Source organism: Halopseudomonas sp., assembly GCF_036961105.1.
Lineage (GTDB): Bacteria > Pseudomonadota > Gammaproteobacteria > Pseudomonadales > Pseudomonadaceae > Halopseudomonas.
This window is the reverse complement of the sequence record NZ_JBALWW010000019.1, coordinates 61379-69719: the sequence shown is the minus strand read 5'-3', so window position 1 is coordinate 69719 and position 8341 is coordinate 61379. Positions and strand designations below refer to the sequence as shown.

Genomic DNA, 8341 nt, shown 5'->3' with positions numbered 1-8341 from the left:
CCTCTCGAATAACCTTTTAAATCATATATTTACAGAACGAATGTCCTAATTTTTGCCTTATCTCGGCATAACCCCAGGTAAGAAATTCTACAGTCTGGCGCTGTACCGCGTTCATGGTTGCGGCGCCATCGGCTACCGGAAACTCCGCGTTGAACGGCGCCATGCTATCGGGACGGTTAGGCAGGTGCAGCGAGAAGTGACTGCCTCCGCTGTAACGTACTACGCGCCGGATGGGGCTCTCGCTGGCTGACCCGCTAGTGAGCGTTGTCAGGCCACTGTTCTGCCAGAGCGGCGTGGTGCCGGACAGCGGCGCTGTCTCGGCTACCTGCGTCTCTGACAGACCCAGAGTGCTGAAGATGGCGTTGTATTTCGCGCTGTTCATCAGGTCATTGGGCAGCACCAGGTCGGGTGGGTTGCCCTCGGCTGAGCCCACCATTTCCACCATGTGGATGCCGGCAGTACCTTCGTCGATGGCCTTGGCGTAGTTGATCGGGTCACCGCTATCCTGCACGGCCTGATCCAGTGCGAAGTAGGTCTCGTACGCCTGGGTGCCGTACTCCAGTCCCTGGCCAGCCAGTTGTGGCCGGAACTGAGCGGCAAATACCACCGAACCGTCAAACAACTTGGCCATGCCACCACCGGGTACATCAAGGGTAAATGCATGTACCTGGTCATCGGCTACGGTACCCGCGAACATGGAGCCTATGACGCCGCCCATGGAAATGCCGACATAGCCCACACGGCTGGTATCCAGTTTCTGGCCGCCTACACTCATCGTACTCAGGCTGGCTAGCAGGTTATGCAGGTCCGAGACGGTCTGACGCCGAATGTCACGCACCGTGGCCGGGGTGCCGTTCATGGAATGCGCACCAGAGGCATCCATCAGGCCATTGCCATCCATATCGATATAAAAATGCCGCTCGTTGGCAGCGTCCATCAGATAGGTGGAAAGCGGGTTGCTGGTAATGATGCCGTGCAAGGGGTGATCGATGGCGACCATGGCCCATCCCTGTGCGGCAAACTGTGACGCCAGACCTACCATGGCGGACCTGTCACTGCCCTGGCCATGCTGATAGATAATCACCGGCCAACCCGCGAGCGGCTCGATACCTGACGGCAGGCTTACTACCATGGGCAGGTCCACCGTCTGGTCTGTCACGGGGCCGTGTTCTGCTGCTATATCAAAACGTGTGACACCCTGCCCGGAGGCGCTGACCCAATGCCCGCTGAGCACCGCCGCAGCATCAGTTGCTGCGGTAACGCCTCCATCAGAGCGCAGATTGGCTGGCCGGTTATTGAGATAGTAAGGCACGTCCTGCAATACGCCGTTGTAGATGGACGCATTGGGTAACAAGCCGGGTGCCGGTACGGCAAGGGTAAAACTGCTCTCACGGGCCTCGGCGCTGGCGGCCAGATAGTCCAGTACCGCAGTGTTGGACTGTGTGCTGAAGACAAAGCTGAGTACCACGTCATCGGCGTTGATGTTGGCTTCGCTCAGTACCTCGCCAATTTCGGCGTACAGTGCTTTCAGGGCACTATCTTCGGCGGAGTCGTCGTCGCTGGCATCGCTGACCACCTCATCAAAATGACTGTCGCGACCAACTGCAGTGGCTTCAGTGCTGTTGAAGCCATCCAGCAGCACCGGCAGATAGCCATTGGAAAAGGCGTTGCTGTCCAGATCGGAAGCGGCGACAACGCCCTGATAAAAGGTGCCGCTCTGCTCCATGCAGCTCAGGTCATCACCTGCTGCCAGGGGCGTCAGGGGCTTCAGCAACAGCGTCTGCTCATCGGTGGCAGCCACACTGGCGACGAATTGATCCGTCACAGGGTCGGCACAGGTAAAGGCGGCTACCGGTACCTGATGTCCGCTCAGGGGCGCGTGAGCATCGCTCGCCACTGCGGTGTTGATCGCTTCGATGGCGGCACGAGCGCCTTCGTCTACGTACAACTGCTGGGCTTGGCGCAGCAGCTCTGCGGTGGCTGGCGAGACCAGGGTGGTACGCAAAACCTCGACGTTGCCCTCAAGGAAGTCCGGATCAACCGCTTCGCTGAACGGAATCTGAATGGGCGCGATGGTCGACCAACCATCCAGTTCATTTACCTGCTCGAGCAGGGTCAGGTACTTGCCTTCTTCCACGTCTTCCAGCGGAATATTCAAGGTGCCGTCGAGGGTGCCTTGCATGGCGAGGTTGATCGGCATTGGCAGCGCGTTGTCGGCCAAACTTGCCGCGGGTTCGAAACGGGGATAGAAGCTGGAACGCTCAATCGCAGCGTCATCATCGCTACTGCCGCCACCGCTCAGACAGCCGCTCAGCGCCAAGGGCACCAGCAGAGCCAGCGGTCGCATCTTTCCATACTGAGAACTACGCATAACCTCTCCTTATTATTTTTATCGGCTCAATTACATGAAACCGGTATCTCGCCTGGACAAGCATCTTGCCCGTGAAACACTATACAAAGATGCCCCATTAAAGGAACATAAAGTCATTATGAATATAATGACACATTAGAGTTTGTTACCCGTATTGGGTGCAAGGTGTCTTGCCTTTGGCGCGATATGCACTTGTAGAAGACGGCGTAGCAGTGAAGACTGAAGCCACATTCCCCCGGAACCTAGCAGGCCATGACGCCTCCCCCTTTGGCTTCGCACAACAACCTGGCCAAGATTCTGAAAGGCTTGCGGCCGCTGATTGCCGCGCAACAGCTTGAGCATGCGCTGGGCACGCACAGGCTTGACCATCTGCCGGCGCGCTCGCGCGTGCCGCTGGCGCGGGTCAATGCCATGCTGGAAGATCTGGTGCGGCAACAGCAGGATCCGCTGTTACTGATAAACGCTTTCAGCCATCTGGACTACAGCCCGGCCCTTTTGCGCAAAAGCTATATGGCGGGCGCCTCGACTCTTGGCGATGCCATCAATCTCGCCGCACGCTATACGGCGATCGATAGTGAGGTGGCCAGCGTGCAGCTTGAAGTGCAGCAGGCAAATGCCTATCTGTTGCTCTCGGGCAACCCGCGCGCTCCCAGCCGCCTGCAACTGGACGCGGTGCTCTACAGCATGGCCAGATTGTTACGTTCTCTGGGCCTGCGGTCGGCGCTTCAAGTAGAACTCCCGCCGCTTCCGGACGCTACCTTGGCCCCGGCATACTGCCAGGCCTTCGACGCGCCCTTGGTATTCAGCGGCCAAGCGCACAGGCTCAGCTTTCCGGCGATAGAGCTTGCCCGGGTGCTGGATTGGTCCGGAGACGCCATCGACAAGACGGCCAAGCGCGAGCGCCAGTTGATTCGGCTGCAGCCTTACCATAGCTGGAGTGGATCCGTCTCCACGCTGGTGGCGATTGGTTTGCGCCGCGGCGAATTCAGTCTGGCCTGCTGTGCTCGTTGGCTGGCTGTCAGCAGCCGAACCTTGCAGCGTCGGCTGCAGGCGGAACAGAAGGATTTCACCGATCTGGTCGATAGCTGTCGTCAGCGACTGAGCCTGGAGTACCTGCAGGCCGGTTACAGCAACGACAGCATCGCCCTGCTGCTCGGTTACCGACAGACAGCGCAGTACTTTCGCAGTTTTCGCCGCTGGCATGGTGTCTCACCCAGCGCTTACGTGCGCCGGGCGGCAGCGGCGCGTCTCAGTCAGCAGTTCATGCAGGACATTGACCGGGGTTGAATCACCTGCCCCCCACTACATCAGAGAACAATAATGCCTTCACGAGCCCTTTCCCTGCTGTTTCCGCTTGCCCTGCTTTCGGCCCAGCCAACCTTGGCGCAGACAGCTTCGCTGCACGATCAGGCGGCCGCGGCAGCCGTGCAGTTGAGCGACAAAGCCATCAGCTGGCGCCACGACATCCATCAGCATCCCGAGCTCGGCAATCAGGAAACGCGCACCGCCGCACTGGTGGCTGCGCACCTTGAATCCCTGGGCATGGAGGTACAGACCGGGGTAGGTACGACTGGTGTAGTGGCGCTGCTCAAGGGCGGCAAGCCCGGCCCCGTGGTGGCGTTGCGCGCCGATATGGATGCACTACCGGTAAAGGAAACCACCGCCCTGCCCTACGCCTCGAAGGTGCGCCAGCTTTATCTTGGACAGGAGCAGGACGTTATGCATGCCTGCGGGCATGATGCCCACGTTGCCATCCTCATGGCGGTGGCAGAAGCTCTGGCAGCGGTACGGGAGGATCTGCCCGGCAGTGTGAAATTCATCTTTCAGCCCGCCGAAGAAGGTCCCAGTGACTATGTGTACGATGGTGAACGCTACTTTGGTGCGCGCCTGTTGGTTGCCGAAGGCGTGCTCGATAATCCCAAAGTGGATGCCATATTCGGCCTGCATGTAAGCTCGTCGCTGCCCACGGGCCTAATTGCCTATCGCAGCGGCCCAACCATGGCCAGCGCTGGCGACCTGCATATTACCGTCAGCGGCAAGCAGACCCATGGCGCTCAGCCTTGGAATGGCGTGGATCCTGTTCTGGCCAGCGCGCAGATCGTCACCGCGCTGCAATCGGTAGTGAGTCGCCAGACCGACATCATGCCGGCTCCGGCCGTGGTAAGTATTGGCACCATCAATGGCGGCACCCGGCACAACATCATTCCCGACGAAGTGGTCATGAGCGGCACGGTGCGTACCTTTGATGACAAGGTGCAGGCCGAGGTGAATGAGCGCATCAAGCTCACCGCCGAGCACGTGGCGGCTGCTTCCGGCGCCAAGGCGCAGGTAAACATAGTGCAGAATTACGCGACGACGGTGAATGACCCGGCGCTGACCGCGCAGATGCTGCCGACCCTGCAGCAAGCAGCCTGGAAGGTGGTGGAGTCACCCCTGGTAACCGGCTCGGAAGACTTTTCCTTTTACGCCCGCGAAGTACCTGGCCTGTTCTTCTTTCTCGGCGTCACTCCTCTGGACAGAATGCAAAGCGCTGCGCCAAACCATGCGCCAGGCTTTCTGATCGACGACCAGGCATTGCAGACCGGCATCAAGGCGCTGACCACCCTGACCACCGACTATTTGCAGGCTGCTGCCTCTCCGCAACTATGAGCGCCTCGGTCCGGGCGCGCCTGATGCGGGTCCGGACTGCGGAAAACTCGAGTGCGTTGCGATATTGCTCTGCAATCATCGCCTCGGACAACTATCATTGGCACAGGAGTCTCTCTCAGGACCGTCAGGATAAGTAACCAAACCAATGCCTTTTAGCCGTAGTCAGTCGTTCAGTCTGGGTCGTGCCATTTTCAGCAAGCAGAATGCCTTGGCCTGGCTGGTATTGGTCATTGCCCTGCTGACTACCTTGCTGGTTTGGCAGTACTTGCAGCAGCGCGAGCAAGCACAGGCTCAGCAGCAATTCGACATTGTCACCAGCGAGCTCACCTCTGCCATTCGCAAGCGCATGGTGGACCACGAGCAGATTTTGCTGGGCGCTGCCGGCCTGTTCGATGCCAGCCAGGAAGTAACTCGCGGGGAGTGGCGCGCACAAATAGAACGCCTGCGCCTGACGGATCACTATCCAGGCATCATGGGCGTAGGCTTTGCCCAAGCGATCAAACCAGCAGAGCTCGAAGCGCTGGAGTCGCAGATCAAGGCGGAAGGCTTTGCGGGGTTTCACGTACATCCTGCCGGAGATCGCGAACTCTACACTCCCATCATTTATCTGGAGCCATTTTCCGGGCGCAATCTTGCAGCTTTCGGCTACGACATGTACTCGGAAGACACCCGCCGGCTGGCGATGCAAACCGCTGCGCGAAGCGGACATGCAGCTGTGACCGGGCCGGTCGAGCTCGTACAGGAAACCCACGGTCAGGTACAGGCCGGCATCCTTATGTATGTGCCTGTTTACCGGAACGCTGTACTGCCACAGCCTGCCACCGAGGCCGATCGCCAGGCAGCCCTGCGTGGGTTCGTTTACAGCCCCTACCGGATGGGTGATCTGCTGGCGGGCATACTCGGGCAGACCAATCCGCAGATTGCCTACCAGCTCAGCGATATTACCGACCGCAACCAGCAACGACTGTTGCATCAGTCCCACAAGATGGCTGCCGCGCAGAAGCCGCGCCTGAGCCGCGAGAACGAGCTAGAGCTTTACGGCCGGCATTGGCAACTGACGTTTCAGAGCACGCCGCAGCTGGAAGCGGCTATCCGCAGCCATGTGCTGGTTCTGGTGCTTGGCGTCGGGTTATCGCTGATGCTGTTTCTGCTGGCGTCGCTGCTGAATTTCAAGCGTGAGCAAGCAGAAGCGCTAGCCGCTCGCATGACCGAAAAGATGCGCGCCAGTACCGCCGCGTTGCAGCAAAGCGAGGAACGCCAGCGGCTGGTACTCAAGGGCAGCAACGACGGCTGGTGGGACGTGGATCTGGTTGAATGGCGCTTCATGGCCTCCGCACGCGCCTGGGAAATGCTCGGTTACCCGCAGCACCGTGGCTCACAGCCACTGCATCGATGGCAGGCGCTGATTACCCCTGCCTCCCGTCACAGGCTTCTCAGGCAATTGCAACAGGCGCTGAGCTCAGATGTGCTGTCTTTCTCCTGTGAAACACGCTGTACCCATAAGGAAGGAGCAGAAATCCCGCTGCTGCTGCGCGGCGCCATCCAACGCGATGCACAGGGCAAGGCTGTTCGAGCCAGCGGAACCATGCTTGACCTGACTGAGCAGAAGCGCGTGGAGGCAATGAAGAGCGAGTTTGTTTCCACCGTCAGCCATGAACTGCGTACGCCGCTCACCTCGATTTCGGGTGCCCTCGGCATCGTCAACAGCGGCTCGCTCGGGGCTGTGCCGGAGAACATGCAGAAACTGCTGGAAATCGCCCACAGCAACAGCCTGCGCTTGAATCACCTGATCAATGACTTACTCGATATGGAAAAGCTGGCCGCCGGCAAGATGGCCTTCGACATGCGTATACAGCGCATAGATACGCTTACCGATGATGCTATTGCGGCCAATCAGGCTTACGCTGACAAGCACCAGGTCAGCCTGCAGCGCGAGCCCGGCGACGAGTACTGGGCTGAAGTGGACGGCATCCGGCTGCATCAGGTGTTGAGCAACTTTCTTTCCAACGCCGTCAAGTTCTCGCCTCCCGACAGCGTTGTGCGGGTGGTACTTGAGCGTCGAGATGCCTTGCTGCGTATCAGCGTTATTGATCATGGCGACGGTATTCCCGAGGCCTTTCAACCCCAGATCTTCAGCAAGTTCGCCCAGGCCGATAGCGCCGACAACCGGCAGAAGCCCGGCACCGGTTTGGGATTGGCGATCAGTCGCGACCTCATTGAACGCATGGGGGGTGAAGTCGGGTTTGAATCCATTCCGCGGCAAGGTGCCACCTTCTGGCTGGAGCTGCCGCTGGTGGTCCCCGACGCCAGCGCCGATGTAGTGGCGCAACCGTTGGCAGCCCCAACTCCGCCCAGGGTTCTTATACTGGACGATGACGAGACGGTAGCCGAGTTTATGGCTCTGATACTGCGCCGCGGTGGTTATGAGCCCGTTCTGGCCCATGGTTTGCGCGCAGCGAAACGGATACTCGCGCAGCAGTTACCCGACGCCCTGGTAACCGATCTCCGGCTACCCGATGGCCATGGTCTCAACCTGATCAGAGAGCTGCGCTTGCAGAGCGCCACCCGTAACCTTCCCATCCTGGTGGTGTCAGCCTACTGTGATGAAGGACAACGACTGCTCGATGGAGGCGTTCAGGGCGTGGCCTGGCTAGACAAGCCGATAGAGGAATTCAAGTTGCTGCCGGTACTGGCAGATTTGATAACGCGCATGCAGACGCTCAACGGCAAAGCCTGAGCCGGGCAGCGTTGGCATTGAAACTGTCGGCGTGACCCTCAAGTAGTCGCGCCGTCAGTTTCAATAGCTGATCAGAGTGCAGCCAGCGCCGCGTCGTAGTCGGGCTCGTTGCCGATTTCGCTAACCAGCTCGCTGTGCAGCACCTTGTCATCCTCGTCCAGCACGACCACCGCACGGGCAGTCAGGCCTGCCAGCGGACCATTCTCGATAGCTACACCGTAGTTGCGAATGAACTCGCTACCGCGCATCGTCGACAGATTGACCACACTATCGAGTCCCTCTGCACCGCAGAAACGTGCTTGGGCGAAAGGCAGATCGGCCGATACGCAGAGTACAACGGTGTTTTCCAGCGCGCTGGCTTTGCTGTTGAAGGTCCGCACCGAGGTGGCACAGGTTGGGGTATCGACACTAGGGAAAATATTCAGAATCTTGCGCTTGCCGGTGAAGCTGGTGAGGCTGACGTCAGACAGGTCCTTGGCGACCAGGCTGAAAGCCGGCGCCTTGTCGCCCTTGGCCGGGAAAGTACCGCCAACGGTGATGGGGTTACCGCGCATTGTGACGCTAGACATGATGACTCCTTATTG

General features: G+C 59.3%; 5 protein-coding genes. 3 read left to right on the top strand and 2 right to left on the bottom strand.

Annotation, left to right across the window (positions count from 1 at the left end):
- Positions 1-16: 16 nt before the first annotated feature.
- Positions 17-2371: a hypothetical protein gene (locus V7756_RS15580; RefSeq protein ID WP_335611117.1), complete on the bottom strand. Its 2355-nt coding sequence runs from the start codon at positions 2369-2371 to the stop codon at positions 17-19.
- A 252-nt stretch (positions 2372-2623) separates the two neighbouring features.
- On the opposite strand from V7756_RS15580, the gene V7756_RS15575 reads away from it, so the two are divergent.
- The 3 genes from V7756_RS15575 (at position 2624) to V7756_RS15565 (ending at position 7757) form a co-directional block, all read left to right on the top strand.
- Positions 2624-3658 carry an AraC family transcriptional regulator gene (locus V7756_RS15575; protein ID WP_335611116.1) on the top strand — a complete coding sequence of 345 codons (1035 nt, stop codon included), beginning with the start codon at positions 2624-2626 and terminating at the stop codon, positions 3656-3658.
- A gap of 33 nt (positions 3659-3691) precedes the next feature.
- Complete coding sequence (locus V7756_RS15570) at positions 3692-5020, top strand: amidohydrolase (protein WP_335611115.1); 1329 nt, start codon at positions 3692-3694, stop codon at positions 5018-5020.
- 145 nt (positions 5021-5165) lie between these two features.
- Entirely contained in the window at positions 5166-7757 is a 2592-nt protein-coding gene (locus V7756_RS15565) for a CHASE domain-containing protein (protein ID WP_335611114.1), read from the top strand.
- Between the two features lie 71 nt (positions 7758-7828).
- Here the strand turns inward: V7756_RS15565 and tpx are convergent, their stop codons facing one another.
- Positions 7829-8326, bottom strand: coding sequence for a thiol peroxidase (gene tpx, locus V7756_RS15560; protein ID WP_335611113.1), 498 nt, complete (start codon positions 8324-8326; stop codon positions 7829-7831).
- Positions 8327-8341 lie beyond the last annotated feature (15 nt).

Excerpts from the sequence above, each read along its gene's own strand:
- V7756_RS15565 (WP_335611114.1), top strand. The coding sequence starts at position 5,166 with ATGCCTTTTAGCCGTAGTCAGTCGTTCAGTCTGGGTCGTGCCATTTTC.
- V7756_RS15570 (WP_335611115.1), top strand. The coding sequence starts at position 3,692 with ATGCCTTCACGAGCCCTTTCCCTGCTGTTTCCGCTTGCCCTGCTTTCG.
- V7756_RS15580 (WP_335611117.1), bottom strand. The coding sequence starts at position 2,371 with ATGCGTAGTTCTCAGTATGGAAAGATGCGACCGCTGGCTCTGCTGGTG.
- tpx (WP_335611113.1), bottom strand. The coding sequence starts at position 8,326 with ATGTCTAGCGTCACAATGCGCGGTAACCCCATCACCGTTGGCGGTACT.
- V7756_RS15575 (WP_335611116.1), top strand. The coding sequence starts at position 2,624 with ATGACGCCTCCCCCTTTGGCTTCGCACAACAACCTGGCCAAGATTCTG.